The 25,126-nt window shown below is 62.4% G+C and carries 19 protein-coding genes; 9 read left to right on the top strand and 10 right to left on the bottom strand.

Going from position 1 to position 25,126, the window contains the following annotated elements; all coding sequences use genetic code 11:
* Window positions 1-78 precede the first annotated feature (78 nt).
* The 3 genes from NTU39_RS16075 to NTU39_RS16065 all read right to left on the bottom strand — a co-directional run bounded on the left by NTU39_RS16075 (window position 79) and on the right by NTU39_RS16065 (window position 3,870).
* A complete protein-coding gene (locus NTU39_RS16075; RefSeq protein WP_373275316.1) occupies window positions 79-2,595 on the bottom strand; it encodes a penicillin-binding protein 1A in 2,517 nt (838 codons plus the stop codon).
* Between the two features lie 199 nt (window positions 2,596-2,794).
* Window positions 2,795-3,427, bottom strand: coding sequence for a LysE family translocator (locus tag NTU39_RS16070; protein ID WP_150663033.1), 633 nt, complete (start codon window positions 3,425-3,427; stop codon window positions 2,795-2,797).
* 140 nt (window positions 3,428-3,567) lie between these two features.
* On the bottom strand, window positions 3,568-3,870 hold the full coding sequence (locus tag NTU39_RS16065; protein WP_150663032.1) for a hypothetical protein: 303 nt from the start codon (window positions 3,868-3,870) through the stop codon (window positions 3,568-3,570).
* Between the two features lie 332 nt (window positions 3,871-4,202).
* On the opposite strand from NTU39_RS16065, the gene NTU39_RS16060 reads away from it, so the two are divergent.
* Both NTU39_RS16060 and NTU39_RS16055 read left to right on the top strand, forming a co-directional pair.
* On the top strand, window positions 4,203-5,825 hold the full coding sequence (locus tag NTU39_RS16060) for a methyl-accepting chemotaxis protein (protein WP_150663031.1): 1,623 nt from the start codon (window positions 4,203-4,205) through the stop codon (window positions 5,823-5,825).
* Between the two features lie 112 nt (window positions 5,826-5,937).
* Complete coding sequence (locus NTU39_RS16055; RefSeq protein WP_150663030.1) at window positions 5,938-6,345, top strand: hypothetical protein; 408 nt, start codon at window positions 5,938-5,940, stop codon at window positions 6,343-6,345.
* A gap of 89 nt (window positions 6,346-6,434) precedes the next feature.
* Here NTU39_RS16055 and NTU39_RS16050 read toward each other — a convergent pair whose 3' ends face one another.
* From NTU39_RS16050 to NTU39_RS16035, 4 genes are all read right to left on the bottom strand, one after another.
* Window positions 6,435-6,872 carry a hypothetical protein gene (locus tag NTU39_RS16050; RefSeq protein ID WP_257958053.1) on the bottom strand — a complete coding sequence of 146 codons (438 nt, stop codon included), beginning with the start codon at window positions 6,870-6,872 and terminating at the stop codon, window positions 6,435-6,437.
* Entirely contained in the window at window positions 6,872-7,429 is a 558-nt protein-coding gene (locus tag NTU39_RS16045; RefSeq protein WP_257958052.1) for a nucleotidyltransferase domain-containing protein, read from the bottom strand. Before NTU39_RS16045 ends, NTU39_RS16050 begins: the two co-directional genes overlap by 1 nt.
* Before the next feature lie 90 nt (window positions 7,430-7,519).
* Complete coding sequence (locus tag NTU39_RS16040; RefSeq protein ID WP_257958051.1) at window positions 7,520-9,262, bottom strand: NADPH-dependent assimilatory sulfite reductase hemoprotein subunit; 1,743 nt, start codon at window positions 9,260-9,262, stop codon at window positions 7,520-7,522.
* A gap of 19 nt (window positions 9,263-9,281) precedes the next feature.
* Window positions 9,282-11,150 (bottom strand): assimilatory sulfite reductase (NADPH) flavoprotein subunit, encoded by a 1,869-nt coding sequence (locus NTU39_RS16035; protein WP_257958050.1) that lies wholly within the window; start codon window positions 11,148-11,150, stop codon window positions 9,282-9,284.
* 551 nt (window positions 11,151-11,701) lie between these two features.
* Between NTU39_RS16035 and NTU39_RS16030 the strand changes: the two genes are divergently transcribed.
* From NTU39_RS16030 to NTU39_RS16000, 7 genes are all read left to right on the top strand, one after another.
* Window positions 11,702-14,557: a 2-oxoglutarate dehydrogenase E1 component gene (locus NTU39_RS16030; protein WP_373275315.1), complete on the top strand. Its 2,856-nt coding sequence runs from the start codon at window positions 11,702-11,704 to the stop codon at window positions 14,555-14,557.
* 89 nt (window positions 14,558-14,646) lie between these two features.
* Complete coding sequence (gene odhB / locus NTU39_RS16025) at window positions 14,647-15,915, top strand: 2-oxoglutarate dehydrogenase complex dihydrolipoyllysine-residue succinyltransferase (RefSeq protein WP_039397811.1); 1,269 nt, start codon at window positions 14,647-14,649, stop codon at window positions 15,913-15,915.
* A 94-nt stretch (window positions 15,916-16,009) separates the two neighbouring features.
* Window positions 16,010-17,452, top strand: coding sequence for a dihydrolipoyl dehydrogenase (gene lpdA, locus NTU39_RS16020; protein ID WP_150663027.1), 1,443 nt, complete (start codon window positions 16,010-16,012; stop codon window positions 17,450-17,452).
* 108 nt (window positions 17,453-17,560) lie between these two features.
* The gene (gene zapE / locus NTU39_RS16015) at window positions 17,561-18,658 is read left to right on the top strand and encodes a cell division protein ZapE (protein ID WP_150663026.1); all 1,098 of its coding nucleotides are present in this window, start codon (window positions 17,561-17,563) and stop codon (window positions 18,656-18,658) included.
* Window positions 18,659-19,249: 591 nt separating this feature from the next.
* Complete coding sequence (locus NTU39_RS16010; protein WP_174984285.1) at window positions 19,250-19,888, top strand: DUF2939 domain-containing protein; 639 nt, start codon at window positions 19,250-19,252, stop codon at window positions 19,886-19,888.
* A 54-nt stretch (window positions 19,889-19,942) separates the two neighbouring features.
* Window positions 19,943-20,416 (top strand): DUF2147 domain-containing protein, encoded by a 474-nt coding sequence (locus NTU39_RS16005; protein ID WP_246184428.1) that lies wholly within the window; start codon window positions 19,943-19,945, stop codon window positions 20,414-20,416.
* A gap of 241 nt (window positions 20,417-20,657) precedes the next feature.
* Window positions 20,658-21,146 carry a DUF2147 domain-containing protein gene (locus NTU39_RS16000; protein WP_150663024.1) on the top strand — a complete coding sequence of 163 codons (489 nt, stop codon included), beginning with the start codon at window positions 20,658-20,660 and terminating at the stop codon, window positions 21,144-21,146.
* A gap of 85 nt (window positions 21,147-21,231) precedes the next feature.
* On the opposite strand, the gene NTU39_RS15995 is transcribed toward NTU39_RS16000, so the two are convergent.
* The 3 genes from NTU39_RS15995 to NTU39_RS15980 all read right to left on the bottom strand — a co-directional run bounded on the left by NTU39_RS15995 (window position 21,232) and on the right by NTU39_RS15980 (window position 25,108).
* A complete protein-coding gene (locus NTU39_RS15995) occupies window positions 21,232-22,620 on the bottom strand; it encodes a Tle-like phospholipase domain-containing protein (protein ID WP_257958048.1) in 1,389 nt (462 codons plus the stop codon).
* 318 nt (window positions 22,621-22,938) lie between these two features.
* Window positions 22,939-24,237 carry a collagen-like triple helix repeat-containing protein gene (locus NTU39_RS26930; protein WP_308340562.1) on the bottom strand — a complete coding sequence of 433 codons (1,299 nt, stop codon included), beginning with the start codon at window positions 24,235-24,237 and terminating at the stop codon, window positions 22,939-22,941.
* Window positions 24,238-24,355: 118 nt separating this feature from the next.
* Window positions 24,356-25,108: a MarR family winged helix-turn-helix transcriptional regulator gene (locus tag NTU39_RS15980; RefSeq protein ID WP_257958047.1), complete on the bottom strand. Its 753-nt coding sequence runs from the start codon at window positions 25,106-25,108 to the stop codon at window positions 24,356-24,358.
* Between the last annotated feature and the right edge of the window lie 18 nt (window positions 25,109-25,126).

Raw genomic sequence — 25,126 nt, 5'->3', positions numbered from 1 at the left:
GGCCGACGTAAAAACGGCCACCGTTCGGTGGCCGTCATTGGCAAAGGCTTGCGGTGACTAATGGAGACTAGCGGAGGCTTAAGGATGCTTGAACATGTCCAGAATCCGGGCCTTTTCGCTAGCATCCGTGCCGCCCGGCGAGGGCGGTTGCGCGGCGGCTGGCGGCGGGGCGGCAGGCGAGGGTGAGCCGTTGCCGAAGAACGGCAGCGAGAAGCCGCCGCTGTTGTCGTCGATGCCGATACTCGCCACAAACCCGTTGCCCGGCAGCTTGTCCGTCTCGTACAGCTCGCCGTTCACCACGCTCACGCCCTCAGGCATGGCCATCTGCTGTTGCGGCACGCCGTTCAGCGCGACGCCCATGTACTTGGTCCACACCGGCAGCGCCAGTTGCGCACCGAATTCGCGGCTGCCCAGCGTCTTCGGCTGATCGAAGCCGATCCACGCAACGGCCACGAGCGAGTGCTGATAGCCAGCGAACCAGCCATCCAGCGCGTCGTTGGTCGTGCCCGTCTTGCCAGCCAGATCGGCGCGCTTGAGCACGTTCGTGCCGGAGCCCGTTCCGCGCTGCGCCACCGTTTGCAGCAGGCTGTTCATGATGTACGCGTTCGGCGCGGAAATCGCACGTGCTGCGTTCACACCTGCCACGACCGGCGTCGCCTTGTTAAGGACGTTGCCACGTGCATCGCGAATCTCGCTGATGAGATACGGCGCGACACGGTAGCCGCCATTCGCGAACACCGCATAGGCACCGGCGAGTTGCAGCGGCGTCGTCTGTCCGGCACCCAGCGCCATCGGCAGATACGGCGGCACCTTGTCCGCGTCGAAGCCGAAACGCGTGGCGTAATCCTGCGTGTATTGCGTGCCAGCGAATTGCAGCAGACGAATCGCCACGAGGTTCTTGGAGCGTTGCAGGCCTTCGCGTACGGTCATCGGACCGCTGAAGGCGTCGTCGTCGTGCGGATCCCATGCCTGACCGCCGGTCTGTGCGGGGGGCAGGTTCAACGGGCCGTCCATCACCATCGTGGCGGGGCTCACACCCTTCTCGATCGCTGCCGAATACACGACCGGCTTGAAGGTCGAGCCCGGCTGACGCCATGCTTGCGTCGCGCGGTTGAACTTGCTCTGATTGAAGTCGAAGCCGCCGATCAGGGCGCGAATCGCGCCGTCGTCCGGCGAGAGCGAGACGAGTGAGCCTTGCACTTCGGGCAGTTGCGAGATGCGCCATTTGCCGCGCGCGTCCTTCATCACGCGGATGATCGAGCCGGGGCGGATGCGAACCTTCTCGCTGGCTTTCGCCGAGAGTGCCGACGCCGCGAAACCGATGCCGTCGCCGTTGATCACGGCGGCGTCGCCCGAGAGGGGAACCGCTGTCACTTGCGAGCTGCTTGCGGCCACGACCACAGCGGCCACGAGGTCGCCGTTATCCGGGTGTTCGAGCAGCGTGTCTTCGATCAGTTGCTGACGATCGGGCATGGCCGCTGGCAATTCCACGAAACCTTCCGGGCCGCGATAGCTATGGCGACGCTCGTAATCGAGCACGCCCGCGCGAACGGCTTCGTAAGCGGCCTGCTGCTTCTTGGAGTCGAGCGTGGTGATGACGGTCAGGCCGCGCGTGTAGGCGTCGTCCTTATATTCGTCGTACACCGCCTGACGCACCATTTCCGCCACGTATTCGGCGTGGACGTTGTACTCGTTGCCGGACGTGCGCGTGCGGATCGGCTCATGCAGGGCGTCTTCGTACTGATTGCGCGAGATGTAGCCCAGATCGAGCATGCGCTTGAGGATGTATTCCTGACGAATCTTTGCGCGCTTCGGGTTGACGATCGGGTTGTAAGCGGACGGGGCCTTGGGCAGACCGGCCAGCATGGCGGCTTCGCCAAGCGTGATGTCCTTGAGGTCCTTGCCGAAATAGATGCGCGCGGCACTGGCGAAGCCGTAAGCGCGCTGTCCCAGATAGATCTGGTTCATGTACAGCTCGAGAATCTTGTCCTTCGACAGCGCGGACTCGATCTTGTACGCGAGCAGCATTTCGTAAATCTTGCGGGTCGCGGTCTTCTCTCGCGAGAGGAAGAAGTTACGTGCGACCTGCATGGTGATGGTGCTGGCACCCTGTGCCGCACCGCCGTGCATCACGTCGGAAACCCCCGCGCGCAGAATGCCGATGAAGTCGACGCCGCCGTGATCGTAGAAGCGGTAATCCTCGATCGCGAGGACTGCCTTCTTCATGACATCCGGAATCTGGTCGATAGTCACCAGACTGCGTCGCTCTTCGCCGAATTCTCCGATCAGCACGTTATCGGACGTGTAGACCCGCAGCGGCACCTTGGGCCGGTAGTCGGTGATGACGTCGAGCGCGGGCAGGTTGGGGCGCATGACGATCAGCGCGTAGCCGACGATCAGGGCCGCGACGACGGCCAACCCTGCTAGCGTGGCAAGGATGACGGCAAGCGTGCCGAATCCGCGCTGACCCTGCGGGCGACGGTGGGGTGAAGGCGAGGCGGCGTGCGATGACTGCGCCTGAGGCGTGATGACGGGGGACTTACGGTGCGCGCGATGCGACGGCGCACGAGGCGGCAAACAATGCTTCAAGGACATACCCAACGAAGAATGCAGGATGGGAACAGGCCGGCCGGCCTAGCGCTGCGTGGATCCCCGCCGCGCGGCGAAATCGGTGCAGTATGCCACGCCCGGGGCGACACCCCCAAAAAAGTGGGAGGGGGGCGCTGCGCGGCAAACGGCAAAGGGTTAGAGCGACGTGCGCGTGCGGCGTTCGCCCAAGCGGTATGGCGTACGCTCAGCGACGCGCTTCGGTCGCCATGCGCAGCGCCAGTGCGCCGAGCATGCCGCCCATGAGCCAGCGCTGGATGCGCAGCCATGCAGGGCGTTGACCGAGAAAACGCGAGATGGAGCCAGCCGACAGCGCGACCGAGGCGTTCACCGCCACGCTTACCACGATCTGCGTGAGGCCCAGCACCAGCGACTGCGTCAGCACGCTGCCATGGTCCGGATGCACGAACTGGGGCAGCAGCGCCAGATACAGCATCGCAATCTTCGGGTTGAGCACGGACGTGAACAGGCCCATCGTGAACAGACGCCGGTTGCTGTCTTTGGGCAGCGTCGTCACTTCGAACGGCGAACGGCCACCCGGCTTGAGCGCTTGCCAGCAAAGCCACAGCAGGTACAGGGCACCGCCAAAGCGCAGCACATCGTACGCATACGGCACGGCGAAGAGCAGGGCCGTGATACCGAAGGCGGCGCACAACATGTAGACGATGAAGCCAACCGCCACGCCGCCCAGCGACACGAGGCCGGCGGCCGGTCCCTGACACAGCGAGCGCGAGATCAGATACATCATGTTCGGCCCTGGCGTCAGGGCCATGCCGAAGGCGACCAGCGCGAAGGCCAGCCAGGTGGAGAGTGCGGGCATGGTTGTGGTGGCTGGAACGTCGATGCGTCCACGCCATATCTGAAGAGCAAGTCGCAAGATACCACGCACTCGGCGCGCACGCCGGTTGCTTGAACCGTGCAGTCACATCTGGCTGAAATTCCCCTGAATTCCCCGAGAAATCAGCCTAGGCGTTTGAGAAAGACGGTCATTTCCTTTTCGGCCTGACGATCGCCGTGGGCTTGCGCAGCGGTAATGCCTTGTGTCCATGCGTCGCGCGCGCCATCGATGTCCCCGGCGCCCTGACGCGCTTTACCCAGCAGCTTCCACGCCGCGGTGTACTTGGGGTCGAACGCAACGCAACGGGTCAGGTGATCGGCCGCGACCGCGAAGCTCTGCGCGTCGAGATAGGCCTTGCCAAGGCCAAAGCGCAGCAGGGCATTGTCTTTGCCAGCCGCCAACAGTTTCTCAAGTCCTTCAATCATGATTAGAATATATCGTCGGTATATATAAAAAATGTAATAAGATCGCGCTGACTCCCCCGGTCACCCGCAGCATTTTGCCGCCCTTGCGTGCCTACCCGGTGTTCTTATCGGTATCCCTCGTTTCGATCCGCAAGACGTCGCGAGCGCCGAATGCCGGACGTCAGTCCTTTGATATCGATCAATCCGACGCCGACCGATACCTTGGCGCACGGGCACGTAAACCCGCAGGATGCTCAAGTCTGGCGTGAGGCACGCCGATGTGACAAGTATGACCGGCCCGGAAGAGGCCGGACAGGGGTGAGCTACCCATCACGTAAGACGGAGACGACAGCATGTTTCGGAGCTTTTCGATCAAGGCGCGCCTGGGCATCACCATGGCGCTGTTGGCTGTTTTGTTGATTCTGCTGGGCGCATTGGGCATTGCCGGTATGACACGCACCGGCGATGCGCTTCGCGAGACGTACGCCAATCACCTCGCCGCCACGGTGGCACTCGGTAAAGACAACGCCACGCTTGCGCGCACCCGCGCGATTCTCGATCGCGTGGTTCTGCATCCCGAATCGCCCGACGCCGACAAGGTGGCGGCTCGTGCGCGCAACATGATCAAAGACGCGAATGCTGCATGGGCCGCGTATCAGGTGTTGCCGCACGGCGCCGAGGAGCAGCGTCTCGCGGACGAAGTCGCGACACGCCGCGCGACCTTCTTCGATAAGGGCATGGATCCGATGCTGGCCGCCATCGATGCACGCGACCGCACCGCGATGGACGACATCACGATGAACGTGCTGCCCAAGCAATATGCGGCGCTCACGGCCGCAAGCGATGCGCTGGCGGCGTACAAGCTAAAGCTCGGACACGACACTTACGAAGCCTCGATGGCGGAGCTGATGGCATTCCGTTGGCTGAGCATCGGGGCGACGGTGCTGGGCGTGCTCATGGCCATCGCCTGCTACTTCTCGTTGCGCGGGGCGATCATGCGGCCGCTGGGCGAAGCACTCACGCACTTCGAAAATATCTCGGCGGGGCAACTCGATAACCCGGTGCAGGTGCGCGGCAAGGACGAAATGTCGATGCTCATGCGCGGGCTGGAGACGATGCAGGCGCGTCTGGCCGGCACGATTCGGGGTGTGCGTCACAGTTGCGATGCGATGGCGACGGCCACGGCCGAGATCTCGGCGGGCAACACCGATCTGTCGGCGCGCACCGAGCAGCAGGCGGCCTCGCTGGAGGAGACCGCATCGTCGATGGAGCAACTGACGGCGACCGTCAAACAGAACGCCGACAACGCACGTCAGGCAAGCCAGTTGGCGGTGAACGCTTCGGACATCGCCGCGCGTGGCGGGCAGGTCGTCGCGCGCGTGGTCGATACGATGCAGGGCATCTCGGCGAGTTCGTCGCAGGTCGTGGACATTATCGGGGTGATCGACGGCATTGCCTTCCAGACCAACATCCTGGCGCTCAATGCCGCAGTGGAAGCCGCGCGTGCGGGTGAGCAGGGGCGCGGTTTCGCTGTGGTGGCTGGCGAGGTGCGCACGTTGGCCCAACGAAGTGCTACGGCTGCACGCGAGATCAAGGGGTTGATCGAGGCGTCGGTGCAGAAGGTGTCGGACGGCTCGACGTTAGTGAGCGAAGCCGGTCGAACGATGGATGAGATCCTGCAAGCTGTGCAACGTGTGACCGACATCATGGGCGAGATTTCGGCGGCGTCGGACGAGCAGAGCGGTGGCATCGAGCAGGTGAATCAGGCCGTCACCCAGATGGACACTGTCACGCAGCAGAACGCGGCGTTGGTGGAGCAGGCGGCTGCGGCGGCCGCCTCGCTGGAGGATCAGACGAACGCGCTGCGCGAGGAAATGGCGCGATTCCGTCTGGGCGACGAAGGCGTGGCATCGGCCGGGGCGCGGCGCGTTGCGCTGCATGCTGTGGAGGATGCGAGGCTCTCGCTGGCAGCGTGATCGCGGCCTGACCAACGACAGCCGAGGCGGTGTGCGATGGGCGTGTTCATGGCGGTGATGCGCCGAACCGGGTAACATTGCCCATCTTTTGCTCAGTTGAGGGTGTCGAAGTATGAAGCGAGTGGCGCTGATGGGGACGGTGGCCGTGCTGGCTGGCCTGATGGCAGGCTGTGGCCCGATCAATCAGATGAGCCGGCCCGATCCGGTGACGGGGCGACTGATCGACCAGGGAACCAGTGCCGATCGTTTCATGGTGCTCAACTGCATCTATCACGGCTGGAGCGAGTTGTCGCAGAACGTCGATTCGACGTCGTATGCCCGTCAAGGGGCTGACCGCGTGCGCGTTTATCGCGGCCACGACAAGGACAACAACGCGATCTACAATCCGTACGTCGACATTGAACAAGGTGGCTTTGGCGCACGTGTTCAGTACTTTGAAACGCCGGGCAGCAACCTGTCGCGCGATTTCGAGAACACCGTCAAGCGCTGCATGGTGCCGTACGCAGGCAGCAACGACTGATATCGGTCGCAGCGGTAAGAAGAAAAGCCCTGGCGCGAAAGTGCCGGGGCTTTTTTGTTGGCGCGTTGCCTTGATGGTTGGCGTCGGACCTATGGCGCGCCCGTCAGTGCGTGTGCGACTGGCAGGTATTTGGTTAGCACCGCAAGCATCGTCGCGGCTTCATTCTTTGACACCGGAGGGAACGGGGATTCGTACGATGTGCCGTTGCGGCGCTCGTGCGCTCTCGTGATGAAGGCGAATTCCTGAGAGGTCACGCCGAGGGACGTTGAAACACGCTGAATCGCCAGGTTGCGGCCTGATTCTTTGGTGCGCACTTGATAGAACTCAAGGACGGCTTGCACAACCTGGAAATACCCTTCGTAAGCCAAAGTAAACAACTGCATCGGACGCGAACCACGTAACTCGTCGGCGGTGGTTTTGTAGTCGGCCGCGTTGCTCAGATATCTGGCGACTGCGCCGGGGGTGGGCGTGACGGCTTCGAAGGCATGTCTTTCGATGAGGTTGTCGTACTCGACTGGGCGTGGCATTACAGAATCCTGAGCGTGGGGCCCTCGGCAATTTGGGCCATGACGGGGTCGGACTCTATCAGGTCAGCCCACTCGGAAGATTCATAAAGTGAGAAGTGGATGGGGCGCATCAAGCGTTGTTCTGCCTCCTGCATGGCCTCGGATAGTTCGAGTAGCTGAACGTCCCCAATCACAATCAAATCAACGTCGCTACGACTGTTGTCGGTCCCCTTGGCGACCGACCCGAAGACGAATGCCGATGTGATTCGATCGGCGTACGGTGACAGGGCGTTTTTCAGAGGTTCCACAATACCGAAGGACTTTCGCGCGATGCCTACAAGTTCGGGGTAAAGCGCGAATTCGGTGTTGGCGCGGATGCTCCTCTGACGGCCACGCCGCTCGTCCTCCCTGAGCACGCCAGCATCAACCAGACGGTCGACTTGCTTTTGTGCGCTACCCCGACCGCTGTCTGCCAGACGAAGTAAATCCTGAAGCGAGAAGCTTCGCTCGGGGTGCAGAAGGGTTGCGCCAAGTACGCGTTGCAGCCCGGGAGTGAGCAGGAAGTCGGCGAGGCTCATATGAAATCCTCAGAATAGGGATAATTGTCCCCATTATAAGGATTTAAAGTTAATCCTCAATATGGGGACGATCATCCCTGATTTAAGGATTCAAGATTCGCTGCGTCCCTGACCGTGGAAATCTTCCCGGGCCTCCATGACTGCCGGGACGACGCCCTGACGCACAAGGAAATCGCCGAAGGGCTCTCCGGGGGAACGGTCTTGTGCATATCTCTGAAAGAGCGGCGTCAACTCGGCAACGATCTGGTCTTCGCTCAAAGACTCCTTGTGCAACTTGTTTAGGCGCTGACCGTGAAAGCCCGCACCAAGGTACAGGTTGTACTTGCCCGCCGATTTGCCGACCAGACCAATCTCTGCGATGTACGGCCGCGCGCATCCGTTCGGGCAGCCCGTCATGCGAACGGTGATCGGCTCGCCCGCCAGCCCCGCTTCGTCCAGCGCTTTCTCCAGACGCGTCACCAGACCGGGCAGGGCGCGCTCGCTCTCGGCCAGCGCCAGACCGCACGTCGGAAAGCCGACGCATGCCATCGAATTGATCCGCAATGCGCTCTGGTGCTTGCCGTCGAGCAGGCTATACGCGCGTACCAGCGCTTCGATCTGCGGCTTCTTCGCTTCGCTCACGCGTCCCACGATCAGATTCTGATTGCCGGTGATGCGCAGGTCGCCGTCGTGCACTTTCGCGATTTCACGCAATCCCGTCATCAATGGGTAGTCGTCCCAATCCTTCACGCGGCCGTTCTGGATAAACAGCGTGAGGTGCCACAGTTCGTCCGCGCCTTTGCGCCAGCCGTACTGATCGCCGTTGGTCGTGAAGTGAAACGGCCGCGCGCTGTCCAGACGCCAGCCGAGATAACGGTTGAGTTCCTCCTGGAACCACGCCACGCCACGGTCGTCGATGGTGTATTTGAGACGCGCGTGCTTGCGGTTCGTCCGGTCGCCGAAGTCGCGCTGCACAAGCAGCACCTTCTCGGCAACGTCGACAATGCGCTCGGCCGGAATGTAGCCGATCACCGTGCCCGTGCGCGGATAGGTGGCCGCATCGCCATGCGTCATGCCCATGCCGCCGCCGACCGCGACGTTGAAGCCTTCGAGCTTGCCGTCGTTACCCACGATAGCGATGAAGCCGAGATCGTTGGCGTAAAGGTCGACGTCGTTGTTTGGCGGAATCGCAATGGCGATCTTGAACTTGCGCGGCAGATAGTGCTTGCCGTAAATCGGTTCGTGATCCTCTTTGCCTGCCCCAAGGCGTTTGTCGCCCAGCCAGATCTCGCGATAGGCGGTCGTTTGCGGCAGCAAATGCCGGTCGATCTTCAGACACCAGTCCAACGCTTCGGCGTGTGCGGGCGAGAGGTGAGGGTTATTCGACACCAGCGTGTTCCGGTTGACGTCGCCGCACGCCGCAATGCTCGTCATCGCCACTTCGTCGATGCCGCGGATGAGCGGGCGCAACTGATGCTTGAGGACGTTGTGATACTGCACCGTCTGACGCGTGGTGAGCCGGATCGTGTTGCCGCCATATTTTTGTGCGAGCTCGTCGAGCCTGAGCCACTGCGCGGGCGTGCACACGCCGCCCGGCATGCGCAGACGGATCATGAACTGATACGCAGGCTCCAGTTTCTGCTTCTGCCGCTCCGTGCGCAGATCGCGGTCGTCCTGCATGTATGAGCCATGGAATTTCAGCAACTGGGCGTCCTTCTCGAAGATCGCGCCCGTAAGCGGATCCGCCAGCCCCTCGGCAATCGTGCCGCGCAGATACTGGCTGACGTCCTTGATCTTCTCGACTTCCGAGCGGGTTGCCGATGACGCGGCCCCGGTTGGGTTGGCTTGTGTCATGTGGTGTGCCTGTCCTGCGTCAATAGACGTCGCGCTGATAGCGCTTCTCGCGTTGCAGCGTCTTCATGTATTCGGCGGCGGCTTCGTGCGACAGGCCGCCATGTTCTGCGATGACGTCGACGAGCGCCGTGTGGACGTCGCGCGCCATATGCTCCGCGTCGCCGCAGACGTAGAGATACGCGCCTTCCTGGAGCCATTCGTACACCGCTTTGCCTTGCGCGCGAAGGCGGTGCTGTACGTACACCTTCTCTTCGGTGTCGCGCGAGAAGGCGAGATCGATTTTCGTCAGCACCCCATCCTTCACATAGCGCTGCCACTCGCGCTGATAGAGGAAATCCGTGCGGAAATTACGGTCGCCGAAGAAGAGCCAGTTTTTGCCCGGCGCATCGAGCGCCTGACGCTCCTCCACAAACGCCCGGAACGGCGCAATGCCGGTGCCCGGTCCGATCATGATGACCGGCGCATGCGGATCCTGCGGCAGCTTGAAGTTGCGATTTGCTTCGATGTAGACGGGCACCGACGCACCCGTGCGGGCGAAATCGGCGATATCAGCGAGATAAGTCGATGCCACCCCGCGACGCGCACGTCCGTGGCTGTCGTAGCGCACCGCGCCGACCGTGATGTGGACCGCCTCCGGGTTGGCCGCCAGACTCGACGCTATCGAGTACAAACGCGGCTGAAGCGTGCGCAGCGTGCCGACGAATTCGGCGGCCTTGAGCTTGCGCGCAGGGAACTGCCGCACGACGTCGAGCACGTCGCGTCCATAGAGATAGTCGCGCAACTCAGCTTCGTTGCCTGCCGAGAGTAGCGTCCTGAGTTCGGTCGACTCTGCGAGGACGGCGTACTTTTCGAGGAACGCGCGCGATAGCGTGGTGATGTCGTAGGCGCCCAGGAACGCGTCGCGCAGGCTGAGGGTGCTGTCGTGCGTGGTAGTTGTGGCCTGCGGGTCGAGCGCGAGGGTGTCGATCAGTTCGTCGACGAGAAGCGCATCGTTTTTCACGATGACCCCCAGCGCGTCGCCGGGTGCGTACGTCAGCCCCGAGCCTTCGAGCGAGAGTTCGAGGTGATGGACTTCCTTGGACGAACCGCGCCCTGACAGGGTGATGTTCTCCAGGACGGGCGCGTCGAACGGGGTCTTTCGGCTGTAGCGGGACTCGGCCGTTGCCGTCGTCCCCCTGCCGCCCACGCCGCCCGCCAGCGCCGCAAGCGTGAAGCTGTCCATCAGGTTGGCGGCCGTGCCCGTGGTCGATGCCTGTGACGTCGCCGCTTGCTTGAGCGGTTTGAGCGCCTCGATGGCGTCATCGATCCAGCGCTCGGCCGGTGTGTCGTAGTCGACGTCGCTGTCCACCCGCGAGACCAGACGCTCGGCACCGAGTGCAGCCAACCGGGTATCGAAGTCCTTGCCCGCCTGGCAGAACTTCTCGTAACTGGAGTCGCCCAGCCCCAGCACGGCAAAGCGCGTGCCGTCGAGCCGCGGGGCTTTGTCGCTGTGGAGGAAATCGTAGAAGTCGCGGGCGTCGTCGGGTGGTTCGCCTTCGCCTTGCGTCGACACCGCGACGAGCAGCAGCTTGTCGTGTTTCACGCGCGACGCCTTGTAATCCCCCATCGCAAACAGATCGACCTTGAACCCGGCGGCCATCGCACGTGCCTTCGCCTGTTCGGCCACTTCCTGCGCGTGGCCTGTCTGGGAGCCATAGAGAATAGTGAGCTGCGGTGCGCTGGCGTTCCCCGTTGCGGCGATCGCCACCGGATGGCCGACCTGACGGACGGAATGATTGATTCCGGCGAGAAATCCCCGCACCCAGGCCATCTGCTCGGCGGAAAGGCCATCGACCAGTTGGCTGAGCAACTGGACTTGCTGAACGTTAAGCGGCGAAGTCTCTTGCATGTCGGTCCTGGCTCCAGAGGCCGGACCGGCGGGGCGCTACGGCGGGGCAGTCCCGTCTAGCCGCCCCCGCAATGGACCGGCAAGGGATACCCATCACCCTATCCCTTGGGCTTTAGAAATTAAAATAATAAAAATTAATTTTGATATATCCAATTTCCATATCGTCATATAGGGACGGGTGAATAAGCGGTGTCGGGTGCGTAATTGAAATACGCGCGATGACGGCATGTTCGCGGTCAAATCGGGGGGAGGTGTCGCAAAATCGGGGTCGGATGTGCGCAGGATCACGGCAATGCGAACGCGCGTTCGACAGGGAGGAGGACGGGACCAGGGACCCATGCGACGGGCACGCCGCAAGTCCCCGTACGACGGCTTTCCGGGGCGGTGAGCGCTGGGAAAACGTGCTATGCTCCTCGCCGTGATTGATCAGGTCCTTCCAAGCACCACTTGATTCTCGCAATCCGCTAATCGGTCAGGCCGTGTCGCGGAAGGTTTCGTAACCCGCTATTTCTCGAGACACTCGTAGAAAAGGTGAGCGCAAAATGAGTTTGATGGAACAATTCCAAGCGAACTCGTACCTCTTCGGCGGCAATGCCCCCTACGTCGAAGAACTGTACGAATCGTATCTTGATAATCCGGCTTCCGTGCCGGACAACTGGCGCCAGTATTTCGACGCGCTGCAAAACGTTCCCGCTGTTGATGGTTCCAACGCCAACGACGTGGCTCACGCCCCGATCGTGGAGTCGTTCGCCCAGCGCGCCAAGGCCAATGCCTTCGTGTCGCATGCCGGTGCCTCCGACCTGGCCGTTGCCCGCAAGCAGGTGCACGTGCAGTCGCTCGTCGCGGCCTACCGCTTCCTCGGCGCACGCTGGGCCAATCTGGACCCGCTCAAGCGTCAGGAACGTCCGGCCATTCCGGAACTGGAACCCGCGTTCTACGACCTGACCGAAGCCGACATGGACAGCGTGTACTCGGCTGAGAACACGTACTTCGGTTTCGAACAAGCCAGCCTGCGCGATCTGCTCAAGGCGCTGCGCGACACGTACTGCGGCTCGATCGCCGCCGAGTACATGTACATCAGCGATCCGGTGCAAAAGCGCTGGTGGCAAGAGCGTCTGGAGAAGGTGCGTGCCACGCCCAACTTCACCGCTGAAAAGAAGAAGCACATCCTCGAACGCCTGACGGCCGCTGAAGGCCTCGAGCGTTATCTGCATACTAAGTTCGTCGGCCAGAAGCGCTTCTCGCTCGAAGGCGGCGAATCGTTCATCGTGGCGATGGACGAGCTGGTGCATCACGCCGGCGCCAAGGGCGTGCAGGAAATCGTGATCGGCATGGCCCACCGCGGCCGTCTGAACGTGCTGGTCAACACCCTCGGCAAGATGCCGTCGGATCTGTTTGCCGAATTCGAAGGCAAGCACGTCGACGACCTGCCGGCAGGCGACGTGAAGTACCACAAGGGCTTCTCGAGCGACGTTTCGACGACGGGCGGCCCGGTCCACCTGTCGCTGGCGTTCAACCCGTCGCACCTTGAAATCGTGAACCCGGTGGTCGAAGGCTCGGCCAAGGCCCGTATGGACCGTCGCGGCGAAGCCGATGCGGCCAGCGTGCTGCCGGTGCAAGTTCACGGCGACGCCGCCTTCGCAGGTCAGGGCGTTGTCATGGAAACGCTGAACCTCGCGCAAACGCGTGGTTACGGCACGCACGGCACGGTGCACATCGTCATCAACAACCAGATCGGCTTCACGACGTCGGACCCGCGCGATGCGCGCTCGACGACGTACTGCTCGGACGTGGTCAAGATGATCGAAGCGCCGGTGCTGCACGTGAATGGCGACGATCCTGAAGCGGTCGTGCTGGCCATGCAACTGGCCCTCGAATTCCGTCAGGAATTCGCGAAGGATGCCGTCGTGGACATCGTTTGCTTCCGCAAACTGGGTCACAACGAGCAGGACACCCCGGCAGTGACGCAGCCGCTGATGTACAAGAAGATTGCCCAACACCCGGGCACGCGCGCTCTGTACGTCGAAAAGCTGGTCACGCAAGGCGTGATCACGGCCGAGGAAGGCGATGGTTTCGTCAAGGCCTACCGTTCGGCCATGGATGACGGCCACCACACCATCGACCCGGTGCTCTCGAACTACAAGAGCAAGTACGCAGTCGACTGGGTGCCGTTCCTGAACAAGAAGTACATCGACAAGGCCGATACGGCCGTGCCGCTCGCCGAGATCAAGCGTCTGGCCGAGCGCATCACGACCATTCCGGCGAACTTCAAGGTTCACCCGCTCGTCGAGAAGGTCATCAACGACCGTCGCAAGATGGGTCTGGGCGAGCAGCCGCTCGACTGGGGCATGGGCGAACACCTGGCCTACGCTTCGCTGGTCGCATCGGGCTTCGCCGTTCGTCTGACGGGTCAGGACGCTGGCCGTGGCACGTTCACGCACCGCCACGCCGTGCTGCACGATCAGAACCGCGAGCGCTGGAACGACGGTACGTACGTCCCGCTGCAACACGTGGCAGACGGTCAGGCCACCTTCACGGTGATCGACTCGGTGCTGTCCGAAGAAGCCGTGCTGGGCTTCGAATACGGTTACTCGACCGCTGAGCCGAACACGATGGTGCTGTGGGAAGGCCAGTTCGGCGACTTCGCCAACGGTGCACAGGTCGTGATCGACCAGTTCATCTCGAGCGGTGAAGTGAAGTGGGGCCGCGTCTCGGGCCTGACGATGCTGCTGCCGCACGGCTACGAAGGCCAGGGTCCGGAGCACTCGTCGGCACGTATGGAGCGCTACCTGCAACTGTGCGCCGATACGAACATGGAAGTGGTCCAGCCGACCACGCCGGCACAGATCTTCCACGTGCTGCGTCGTCAGATGATCCGTCAGCAGCGCAAGCCGCTGATCGTGTTCACGCCGAAGTCGCTGCTGCGTCACAAGGAAGCTGTGAGCGACCTGTCGGAACTCGTCAAGGGCGGTTTCCAGACCGTCATCGGCGAAACCGATGCCACGATCGACCCGAACAAGGTCAAGCGCGTTGTGGCCTGCTCGGGCCGCCTGTACTACGACCTGATTGCTCGCCGTCGCGAAGAGAAGTCGAACGACGTCGCGATCGTCCGTGTGGAACAGCTCTACCCGTTCCCGCACAAGGCGTTCGAGAACGAGCTGAAGAAGTACGAAAACCTCGCCGAAGTGGTGTGGGCCCAGGACGAGCCGCAAAACCAGGGTCCGTGGTTCTACATCGAACACCACCTGCTCGAAGCCATGAGCGCCGGTCAGAAGCTGGCGTATGCCGGTCGTCCGGCTTCGGCCTCGCCTGCTGTGGGCTACTACGCCAAGCACTACGAACAGCTCAAGACGCTGCTCGATACGGCTTTCGGTCGCAGCCTCAAGGGCGCGACGGTGGTGCAGTAACCGGTTAGGTCTTACAGCGGTCGTCCTCCCCCAGGGACGGCCGCTGCCGTATTTCCGAATTGAACGTTTATCGAATCCAGGATCCAGAAATGGCCATTGTTGAAGTTAAAGTCCCCCAGTTTTCCGAGTCGGTTTCCGAAGGCACGCTGCTCGACTGGAAGAAGAAAGTCGGCGAAGCATTCGCTCAGGACGAAACCATCATTGAAGTCGAGACCGATAAGGTCGTGCTCGAAGTGCCGGCACCCGCTGCTGGCGTGCTCGTCGAAGTGACCGCCAACGCTGGCGACACCGTGACGTCCGAGCAGATCATCGCGAAGATCGACACCGAAGCCAAGGCCGGCGCTGCCGCCCCGGTCGCTGCCAAGCCGGCAGAAGCCGCCGCGCCTGCTGCCGCTGCTGCCCCGGCCGCTGCCCCCGCAGCCGGTGGTGCTTCGGGCAACATCGCCAGCCCGGCTGCTGCCAAGGTGCTGGCCGAGAAGAATCTGTCGGCCGGTGACGTGGCCGGTTCGGGCCGCGATGGCCGCGTGACCAAGGGCGACGCTCTGGCTGCTGGCGCCAAGCCGGCCGCTGCTGCCGCTTCGTCGATCCCGGCACCGGCACAACGTGCCGCACTGCCGTCGGTGTCCGCACCGGCTGGCCGCGACACGTCGCTGGAAGGCCGTCCGGAACAGCGCGTGCCGATGTCGCGTCTGCGCGCCCGTATCGCGGAGCGCCTGCTGCAATCGCAACAGACCAACGCCATTCTGACCACGTTCAACGAAGTGGACATGAAACCGGTGATGGACCTGCGCAACAAGTACAAGGACAAGTTCGAGAAGGAACACGGCGTGAAGCTGGGTTTCATGTCGTTCTTCGTCAAGGCCGCTGTCCACGCGCTCAAGAAGTACCCGGCCGTGAACGCCTCGATCGACGGTAACGACATCGTCTACCACGGCTACTTCGACATCGGTATCGCTGTCGGCTCGCCGCGTGGTCTGGTGGTGCCGATTCTGCGCAATGCCGACCAGATGAGCCTGGCCGACATCGAGAAGAAGATCGCCGAGTACGGCAAGAAGGCTGCCGACGGCAAGCTGTCGATCGAAGAAATGACCGGCGGTACGTTCTCGATCTCGAACGGCGGTGTGTTCGGCTCGATGCTGTCGACCCCGATCATCAACCCGCCGCAGTCGGCCATTCTGGGCGTTCACGCCACGAAGGAGCGCGCTGTGGTGGTGAACGGCGAGATCGTCATCCGCCCGATGAACTACCTGGCCATGAGCTACGACCACCGTATCATCGACGGTCGCGAAGCCGTGCTGAGCCTCGTCGCCATGAAGGAAGCGCTGGAAGATCCGGCTCGCCTGCTGCTCGACCTGTAAGCGTTAGCGCGCACTGCGCGGTGTCGCCCGGCCATGCCTCTCATGGTCGGCGCGCCGCGCCTCCCCCTGCCGTCAACCTTCACTGAGTCTCAAAATGGCAAACAAAGAATTTGATGTAGTCGTTATCGGCGCCGGCCCCGGCGGGTATATCGCCGCGATCCGCGCTGCACAACTCGGCTTCTCCGTCGCTTGCGTCGAGAAGTGGATCAACCCGGCCAAGAAGATGGTGCTGGGCGGCACGTGCCTGAACGTCGGTTGCATTCCGTCGAAGGCACTGCTTGCGTCGTCGGAAGAATTCGAAAAGGTCGGTCATCACCTGGCCGATCACGGTATCACCACGTCGGATGTCAAGATCGACATCGCCAAGATGCTCACGCGCAAGCAAGGCATCGTCGACAAGATGACCGGTGGTATCGAGTACCTGTTCAAGAAGAACAAGATCACGTGGCTCAAGGGTGAAGGCTCGTTCGTTGCGAAGAACGACGGCGGCTACCAGATCGACGTGAAGCCGGTCCAGGAAGCCGACAAGCCGGAAACGGTCACGGCCAAGAACGTGATCATCGCCACGGGCTCGAAGGCCCGTCACCTGCCGGGCATGCCGGTCGACAACAAGCTCATCTCGGATAACGAAGGTGCGCTCTCGTTCGACACCGTGCCGAAGAAGCTGGGCGTGATCGGCGCTGGCGTGATCGGTCTGGAACTGGGTTCGGTGTGGCGTCGTCTGGGCTCGGAAGTGACCGTGCTCGAAGCCATGCCGGAATTCCTGGCTGCCGCCGATGCGGGCGTGGCCAAGGAAGCTGCCAAGCAGTTCAAGAAGCAAGGTCTGGACATCACTGTCGGCGTGAAGGTCGGCGAAGTGAAGACCGGCAAGAACAACGTCACGGTCAACTACGCGGACAAGGACGGCAAGGAGCACACGCTCGAAGTCGATCGCCTGATCGTGTCGGTCGGCCGTGTGCCGAACACCGACAATCTGGGTCTGGGCAACATCGGTCTGGCGACCGACGAGCGCGGCTTCATTCCGGTGGACGACCACTGCCGTACCAAGCTGCCGAACGTGTACGCGATCGGTGACGTGGTGCGTGGCCCGATGCTCGCGCACAAGGCCGAAGACGAAGGCGTGCTGGTGGCCGAAGTCATCGCAGGCCAGAAGCCGCACATCGACTACAACTGCATTCCGTGGGTGATCTACACCTCGCCGGAAATCGCATGGGTCGGCAAGACCGAGCAGCAACTCAAGGCCGAAGGCCGCGAGTTCAAGCCGGGTCAGTTCCCGTTCGCTGCCAACGGCCGCGCACTGGGCATGGGCTCGTCGGACGGTTTCGTGAAGGTGCTGGCCGATGCCAAGACCGACGAAATCCTCGGCGTGCACGTGATCGGCCTGAACGCTTCGGACCTGATCGCCGAAGCCGTGGTCGCGATGGAGTTCAAGGCGGCGTCGGAAGACATCGGCCGTATCTGCCATCCGCACCCGTCGCTGTCGGAAGTGATGCGTGAAGCCGCCCTCGATGTCGAGAAGCGTGCACTGAACAAGTAAGCCGGTTTACGCTTACCTGTACGAACAAAGGCGAGGCGACTCGCCTTTGTTTTTTCCCGATTTCATTGGTTACTTTTGCCCCCCGGCGCCGGCTCGTCGCCGCACTGCATGAACGTTCGCGAATACTACCAACAAGAATTGGCCGAGCGCGGCTACAAGCCCGACGAAGCGCAAGAGCGCGCCGTCGAGCGTCTGCAGCAATGCTACGACGAATGGGCGGCGTATAAGTCCAAGCGTTCGAACACGCTCAAGAAGTGGCTCGTGCATCCGGATCTGCCCAAGGGTGTCTATCTCTGGGGCGGCGTGGGCCGCGGCAAGAGCTTCCTGATGGACAGCTTTTACTCGGTGGTGCCGTTGCAGCGCAAGACGCGTCTGCACTTCCACGAGTTCATGCGCGAAGTCCATCACCAGTTGCAGGCGCTCAAAGGGCTGCCCGATCCGCTGGACGAACTCGCCAAGCGCATCGCCAAGCGCTACCGCTTGATCTGCTTCGATGAGTTTCACGTCTCCGACGTGGCCGATGCCATGATCCTGCACCGCTTGCTGGCCGAACTCTTCAAGAACGGCGTGCAGTTCGTGATGACGTCGAACTATCGTCCCGACACGCTGTACCCGGACGGCCTGCACCGCGATCGCGTGCTGCCTGCGATCCGTTTGCTCGAAGATAAGCTCGACGTGCTAAACGTCGACGCCGGTATCGACTATCGTCGCCGTACGCTGGCGCAGGTGCAGGTGTATCACTACCCCCTGGGCAACGAAGCCAACCGTGCGCTGCGTGCGGCGTTCAGCGAGATCGCGGGTGTGCCGGACGAGAGTCCGCTGCTGCACATCGAACAGCGCGAACTCAAGGCGCTGCGTCGCGCGGGCGGCGTTGTCTGGTTCGACTTCCATACGTTGTGCGGCGGTCCGCGCTCGCAAAACGACTATCTGGAACTGGCCAATCGTTTTCACACCGTGGTGCTCTCGGACGTGCCGAAGATGACGCCGCGTATGGCCTCGGAAGCGCGTCGCTTCACCTGGCTCGTCGACGTCTTCTACGACCACAAGGTCAAGCTGCTGATGTCGGCGGAAGTGCCCGCAGAAGAGCTGTACACGGAAGGGACGCTTTCCAACGAGTTCACGCGCACCGTGTCGCGACTCGTGGAAATGCAGTCGCTTGAGTATCTGGAAGCACCGCGTCGCGTGGTGGATACCTCGCTGACCTGACGTTGTTCACCTCGCCGCAAGCAGAGGGCAGGGCGCTTAGCGCCCCCGGTCCCCGCGACCGCGCTGGCGCGAGTCCGGCGGTGGCGGCGGGGGAGGCGGCGGCTGCCGTTGCTCGCGGATATGGTTATAGATGTCGCCCCGCAGGTCGCCTTGCGGCCGAACTTCCTGCTGCTGTGGACGGGACGGTCCAGGCCGTGCCCCGCCATGATTATCGCCGCGTCCGTTCGGACGATCGGCAGCCTGTGCGAACCAGCCTTGGAAGAATCGGCCGTCCGACGACGATTGAGCCGCAGCGCCCCACGACGCACCGGCCAGCATGACGAAACACAGTATCCGGACAAGTCGGTTGTGACGCATGGTGCCACCTCCTTGTCGGTTGAGCTGCCTCGATTGGCCGAAATCCCCGTTTGTCGTACCGATGCCATGCCAGCCGGGTAGGCTGGTCGGCACGCCTCGGCAAATGCGGCTACGCTTCGAGAGTAAAAGCGTAACGGCCGACGTGCTGTAAAGATTTGTAAAGCAATGTAAGCCGATGGGGCTGCGCGTAATCCGTCGCCTACCATGCGCTGTTTTGAATGTCGGAGTTTTGCAATGCGTAAGCTTTCTCTGGTTGTAGTGGCCCTGCTCGTCGTACTGGGGCTGCTGTTCGGTACGCCGTATTACACCTTGTGGCGCGCGCGTGATGCCGCCAATGCCCGTGACGCGACCACGCTGTCGTCGTACGTCGACTATCCGGCGGTGCGTGAGAGTCTGAAGATGAGCCTTCACGACGAGCTTTCCCGTCAGATGGACAAACAGCGCAGTAACGCCTTTGGCGCGCTAGCGCTGGCTTTGGGCGGCTGGGTGTCCGACCGCGTGGTGGAGGCGTTGCTGACGCCGGAGGCCGTGGCTGCCATGTTGCGCGGCGACAGTACGGGGCTGCCGCCTGCGCCGGGCGCACCCGCACCACGTGATGTGGTGCCGCCGCAAGCCGAATCGAGCGCGCCGCAAGCTGCACCTGCTGCACCTGTTGCACCGTCGGCGAATGGTGGATCCAATGCGTCGGAAGCGGCGGCCACCGCTGAAAACCAACCGCCGCGTACGACAACGCGTACCGAGTTTCAGGACTTCAACCACTTCCTCGTACACGTTTCGCGCAGCGACCGCCCGGAACGTGTCGTGACGTTCACGCTCACGCGTCGCAACGTCGTGCAGTGGCGATTGACGGCCATTGCGTTGCCGCCGCTCTGATCCCGCCAACCCCTTTCATCGACCTGCGCTGTCCGGTCAGTTGCGAACACCATCTTGAACTCGATTTTGAATGTGATGTCCTGGCGGCGACTGTGCGTCGCCGCCATGCTGACCGGCAACGCGCTCGTGGCCGCAGCGTCTGCCGATCCGTCGACGCCGGTCGGCGTGTGGCGCATTGTCGACGAGACGGGCGACCCGAAAGCCCTCATCACCATTACCGAAAAAGACGGAGAGGTCGTTGGCGCGCTGACCAAGAGCCTCGGTCGGCCGGACGCGCTGGAGCGTCGCTGTAACGAATGCACCGACGCGCGTCGCGGCAAGAAGCTTCAGGGCATGCAGATCATCCGTGGTCTGCGCAAGGATCCCGATGGCGACGAGTACGTCGGTGGGAAAATTCTTGATCCTGACAGCGGCAGCGAATACGGCTGCAAACTGCGGGTCGTCGAAGGTGGTAAGAAACTCGAAGTTCGAGGCTATTTCGGCATCTCTTTGCTGGGTCGCACGCAGACGTGGATCCGCGAGCAGTAGCGCCACATCCCCTCACACCTCCTCACATCCCTTTCATCTCCCGGTAGATTGAGCGACGAAGATTCAGGTCGGGCCACGCGCGATGGCACGACGCAGACGATGCGTCGGCTAGAGGACTTCCTCAGCACGAGGCCACGCCTTTGGCGTAATCTTCAAAGCGACTCACGCGTGATATGCCGCATTCCCGGCGACGACGTCGAGTCCTACGACAATCAATTCCGTATCTGGGAGGATGACAATCATGAAGCAGATTTCGAACGCGACGTCGTGGCGACGTCTGGGTGCGCATGCGCTCGTCGCAGTAGCGTTGCTGGGCGGTGTCGCGAAGGCGGCGCTGGCTGCCGACGACACGTCGCCGGTCGGTGTGTGGAAGACGATCGACGACAACACGGGCAAGCCGAAAGCGCTCGTCACGATCTCGGAGAAGGACGGCGAGTATGTCGGTGTGATCACGAAGGGTCTTGGCGAGAACGACGATCCTGCGCGCGTGTGCGACAAGTGTACCGACGAGCGCAAGGGCCAGAAGATGCTCGGCATGCAGATCATCCGCGGCATCAAGAAGGACGGTGACTCCTACGGTGGCGGTTACATCCTCGATCCGGAGAACGGCAAGGACTACAAGTGCAAGATGACCTTGACGGACGGCGGCAAGAAGCTCGACGTTCGTGGCTTCATCGGGATTTCGCTGATCGGCCGTACACAGACGTGGATTCGCGAGCAAACGCAATAAGTACCACGGGCGTCACAAGCGCCATCGAGAGACGACAAGACCCGGACGACATTTCGCCGGGTCTTTTTCGTTGGTGGGGCAGACGTTACGGCGTCGGCGTGGCGGTGCGAATGGACCGCGTCATATCGGGCAGGCCGTCGAACAACGAGTAGACCATCTGCAAGGTCGAATGCCGGGCGATGGCGCCCCGGATACCCGAGGTGCTGGGGGCTGCGGGCGTGTCATGCGACGCATGGCGCCCGCGATGTCGCGTGGTGGTGGGCTGTGGCGGCAAGGCGACCGGCAAGGCGATGCGCTCGCCGATGGGGCGCGGGACCGTGATCCGCGCGATCCACGACACCGCATTGCCGATAAGCGGTATGCGTGTCGCAAAATTGATGCCGTTTCTTAACATCTCCTGAATCACCGAAAGCATTTCTCCTTCGACGTAATACGACTTCACACGCGACCAGGCGGGGACGGCGTCATGCCGTGCAACCGTCTTGTTGTGAAGCCCTGCTGGGTCGAAAGTCACGGCAGTCGAATCTTGCACCACGGATGTTTGTGCCGATGCGAGTCCGCCGCCCAGCGAGTGCCCCGTGAACACGAGTTGCCGCGGCGGATAGTGGCAGGCCAGCGATTTACCCCAACTGATGGCCTCTTCGTACTGCTTGGAGCGCAATCCAAACGCTTGTCGGACATTGTGCGTCCAGTCGACCAAGGCGCGTCCGGTAATGCCCATCTCCGTGCCGCGATCCGCCGCGAGATAGCGGTCGCAGAGCTTGTCCTGATACAGCGCACCGAAGAAGCCCGATTGCGTTGGCCCGTTGTCGTCATGGATGCTGATTCGTCGCACGCGTGTTGGCAAAATTTGCGGGACCGAGCGATCGAAATAGACGTCGTGGTTCACGAGTGCGGCCGTAATGTCGTTGCGTTGTTCGATCATCGACTGCGGGAGGCTCGCTTTGCCTTTTGCCTGGATCACCGTGTCGAGTTCGTCGATGCGTTGTGCGACGGTGACGAGCTTCGCCGTCTGACAAGCGGATCGGTGAGCGGCGCTGTCGCCGACGAGCGGTTGCATTTGCGCGAACACGTTGTCGTAGGCCACCGATTCCAGACAGCCGCAAGGACGCGACGCCGAGTCGATGTCGTCAACTCCATTGCAAGCGCGCAATTGCGCGCCAGATGCCCGTGCCTCCCGAGTCACCTCCCGCCAGGCTTGCAACAGCGCCCGCATACGCTCGGCAAGCAGATCACAGGTCGCTTCGCCCGGCTGTGGAGGACGACCGATTTGCGCGCGATTTATCGTATTGACGAATTGCAGCGAGCGTCGCCGCTGGGCATCGAACATGCGACGTTCTCTCGCGATGTCTGCCCATTGTGTCGGCGTGTCGTGAGTCACTTCGTTGTCAAACGCCGGTAGCGACGTATTGTCGTCGGACGTGTTGGGCGGTTCGCTGCTGGCGCGGGTGTTGCGAGGGGTGGGGGTGAACACCGAGGGGGAACACGTGGGGCTGAATGTGCCGGTCGGGATATGCATGGGGGTTGGGAAAAGGCGTGAAAAGCGAGCGATTCTGCGCGACGCCTTTGCCCCCGGAAATCAAGAATGGCTCATTTGAAAGTCGCGGCTGCAAGTTTCATGAACATGCGAAGGATCGGTTGCCGACGACAACGCGTTCGACGCCAGATACGACAACGCCCGGGCAGTGTCGCTTCACTGTCCGGGCGTTGCCGTCCTGCACCGTCGTCAGGGCCTGCACCCTGCGAACGGCTCCCCCTCGCGATCTTCCAACGGGATCGATGCCCCGCCGATTTACTTGCCGCCCAGTCCCCCGAGCAAACCGGTTACCGGGGCCAGCAGCCCGCCTGCGCCGCCGGTACTCCCCGATGCGCCACCGGCTATTGACGTCAGCGGTGCGGTCACCGAACTGAGCAACGTCGTGACGGGGGCGAGAGGATTGCTTGCACCGCTGCCGCCCGTCCCCGTCGCACTTGTCACGCTGCCGAGCAGACCCGTGACCGGACTCAGCGGATTGCTGCCGGATGTGCCGCCGCCGGCCACGCCGCCAAGCAGTCCTGTGAGTGATCCGAGCGGGTTACCTGATGAACCCGACGCGCCACCCAGCCCGCCCAACAATCCGGTGAGTGCGCCGAGCGGATTGCCGCCACCTGCCGTCGTCGGCGTCACTGTCGTATTACCGACGTTCGCCAGCACGTTACCCAGCGCATTCGCGCTGCTACCGTTCGTACTGCCGGAGAGCAGACCACCTGCGCTCGTGACCGTATTGCCCAATGCCATGAGCGGATTGCCGAGACTTGCGACGACAGCGTTGGGCGCGGCCGCCTTGACCTGTGCGCCCGTCGAATTCAACGCGCCGCCGAGCGTGCCGAGCAAACCTGCAACAGGTGCGCCGAGGCCGCTGGCTCCGCCGACGGTTTGCGTCGTCGTGACGAGCGTGTTCGTAATCGGTGTGATGGCAGACGAAAGCATTGAGGTCGCCTGAACGACTTGTGGGCTCGTGAGCGTCTGCGAGAGGGCCTGGCCGCCGGTGACGACGCCCTGACCGACGGTGGTGACCGCCTGCCCCAGCACGCCCGTCAGCGAGCTGACAGGGGTATTGGCGAGCGGTCCGCTGTTGCCGATGCCAGCTACGCCGCTGCCAAGCGACTTGGTGGCGTTGCCGAGATCGGACACGACGCCTCCCGTACTCGCGAGTGTGGTGCCGACCGGATTCGCGCCGGACTTGCCGAGTTGACCGAGACCGTCGCCGACGCCTTTGCCGAGATCGGAGACAGCGGTGCCCGTCTGCGAGATCGCGCCGCCGACACCTTGTGTGACCTGCGGCGACACACCAGGAATCGTGGTGCCCGACACCTGATCGCCGACTGCACTCACCACCGAGCCGACAGAACTCACGACGCCGTTGCTGCTCGTGGTGGGGTTCGTCGGATTGACGGGGTTGGTCGGATTCGTCGGGTTATTGGGGTTCGTGGGATTGGTCGGCGTGTTGGCCGTCGCGCCGCTGCCACCGCCGGAGCTGGAGCATCCAGTAATACCGACTACACCCGCCACAAGTGCCGCGAACAACGTGGGACGCAGAATCTTCGACATGACGTATCTCCTTTCGGTGCGGCGCAGTCCGCTTCGATCTGCCTGACCTGCTTGAACTGAGCCGACGGAGGCGGCCGTAGCGCTCGTGCGAACGCCATCCGCCCACCCGTTATTGGGCTTACGGCTTCGATGCGTTGCCGCGTCCGTTCGATACCAGACCGGCGATGTCCTGATCGGCTTCGAAGCGCAGACGGAAGGTCTCGCTCTTGAGGGTGCGAATGCTCTGCACCAGGAAGTCGTGGATCGCAGCGAGTTCGCTGTGGTCGTACGCCGCGCTCACCGCCGTGAGTTCACGCGAGACGGACGACAGGAATTGTTCGATCTGCGCGCACTTTTCTTCGATGGGGTGAATCATCACCATGCGACGGTCGTGCGGGTTCTTCTCGCGTTCGACGAAGCCTGCGCGCTCCAGCCGGTCGATGACGGTGGTGATGCCACCGGAGCTCACGCCCATGAGTTCGGCGAGCTGTCCTGCGGTGATCGATTCGAGTTCGAGAATCAGATCGAGCGCGTTCAGATCGGTGACGTTCAGGCCGAGTTGTTCGGCAAGGGCTGCGTGGTAGAGCGCCGTGTACACGGCCAGCCGACGTCCGAGTGAGCGGACGATACCGGCGACGAGATCGTTTCGGTTCGTGTGTCGATCGCTCATGGTGCCGTTCGCTCCGTTCGTTGCATTCGTTCCATTGGAGCCGTTAGGCGAAGCGGTGCCGGACTCGGTACCGTATGTGTTATGACTTTGCGGGCCGGCATAGTGGCTGCCGGAGTGGCCGGAGTTTGCGGTGTCGCGCATCGCCAGAGGTTCTGCGCCTTGCGGGGCGGATTCGCCATGACCGCGCATCAGAACGCCGGTATCGGAGAGAAAGCGGGCCATGGCATTTCCTTATCGTTT

Origin of the sequence: Pandoraea commovens, assembly GCF_024704525.1 — a bacterium.
Taxonomy (GTDB): Bacteria; Pseudomonadota; Gammaproteobacteria; order Burkholderiales; family Burkholderiaceae; genus Pandoraea; species Pandoraea commovens.
Note: the sequence above shows the minus strand (reverse complement) of the source record. Positions and strands in the feature narration are given on the sequence as shown.

What these genes read in the sequence shown, in the direction of transcription:
- NTU39_RS16000 (WP_150663024.1), top strand. Translation starts at nt 20,658, where the DNA reads ATGAAGCAGATTTCGAACGCGACGTCGTGGCGACGTCTGGGTGCGCAT.
- NTU39_RS16065 (WP_150663032.1), bottom strand. Translation starts at nt 3,870, where the DNA reads ATGATTGAAGGACTTGAGAAACTGTTGGCGGCTGGCAAAGACAATGCC.
- NTU39_RS16045 (WP_257958052.1), bottom strand. Translation starts at nt 7,429, where the DNA reads ATGAGCCTCGCCGACTTCCTGCTCACTCCCGGGCTGCAACGCGTACTT.
- zapE (WP_150663026.1), top strand. Translation starts at nt 17,561, where the DNA reads ATGAACGTTCGCGAATACTACCAACAAGAATTGGCCGAGCGCGGCTAC.
- NTU39_RS16035 (WP_257958050.1), bottom strand. Translation starts at nt 11,150, where the DNA reads ATGCAAGAGACTTCGCCGCTTAACGTTCAGCAAGTCCAGTTGCTCAGC.
- NTU39_RS16070 (WP_150663033.1), bottom strand. Translation starts at nt 3,427, where the DNA reads ATGCCCGCACTCTCCACCTGGCTGGCCTTCGCGCTGGTCGCCTTCGGC.
- NTU39_RS16060 (WP_150663031.1), top strand. Translation starts at nt 4,203, where the DNA reads ATGTTTCGGAGCTTTTCGATCAAGGCGCGCCTGGGCATCACCATGGCG.
- odhB (WP_039397811.1), top strand. Translation starts at nt 14,647, where the DNA reads ATGGCCATTGTTGAAGTTAAAGTCCCCCAGTTTTCCGAGTCGGTTTCC.
- NTU39_RS16030 (WP_373275315.1), top strand. Translation starts at nt 11,702, where the DNA reads ATGGAACAATTCCAAGCGAACTCGTACCTCTTCGGCGGCAATGCCCCC.
- NTU39_RS16050 (WP_257958053.1), bottom strand. Translation starts at nt 6,872, where the DNA reads ATGCCACGCCCAGTCGAGTACGACAACCTCATCGAAAGACATGCCTTC.
- lpdA (WP_150663027.1), top strand. Translation starts at nt 16,010, where the DNA reads ATGGCAAACAAAGAATTTGATGTAGTCGTTATCGGCGCCGGCCCCGGC.
- NTU39_RS16055 (WP_150663030.1), top strand. Translation starts at nt 5,938, where the DNA reads ATGAAGCGAGTGGCGCTGATGGGGACGGTGGCCGTGCTGGCTGGCCTG.
- NTU39_RS16075 (WP_373275316.1), bottom strand. Translation starts at nt 2,595, where the DNA reads ATGTCCTTGAAGCATTGTTTGCCGCCTCGTGCGCCGTCGCATCGCGCG.
- NTU39_RS16040 (WP_257958051.1), bottom strand. Translation starts at nt 9,262, where the DNA reads ATGACACAAGCCAACCCAACCGGGGCCGCGTCATCGGCAACCCGCTCG.
- NTU39_RS16010 (WP_174984285.1), top strand. Translation starts at nt 19,250, where the DNA reads ATGCGTAAGCTTTCTCTGGTTGTAGTGGCCCTGCTCGTCGTACTGGGG.
- NTU39_RS15980 (WP_257958047.1), bottom strand. Translation starts at nt 25,108, where the DNA reads ATGGCCCGCTTTCTCTCCGATACCGGCGTTCTGATGCGCGGTCATGGC.
- NTU39_RS26930 (WP_308340562.1), bottom strand. Translation starts at nt 24,237, where the DNA reads ATGTCGAAGATTCTGCGTCCCACGTTGTTCGCGGCACTTGTGGCGGGT.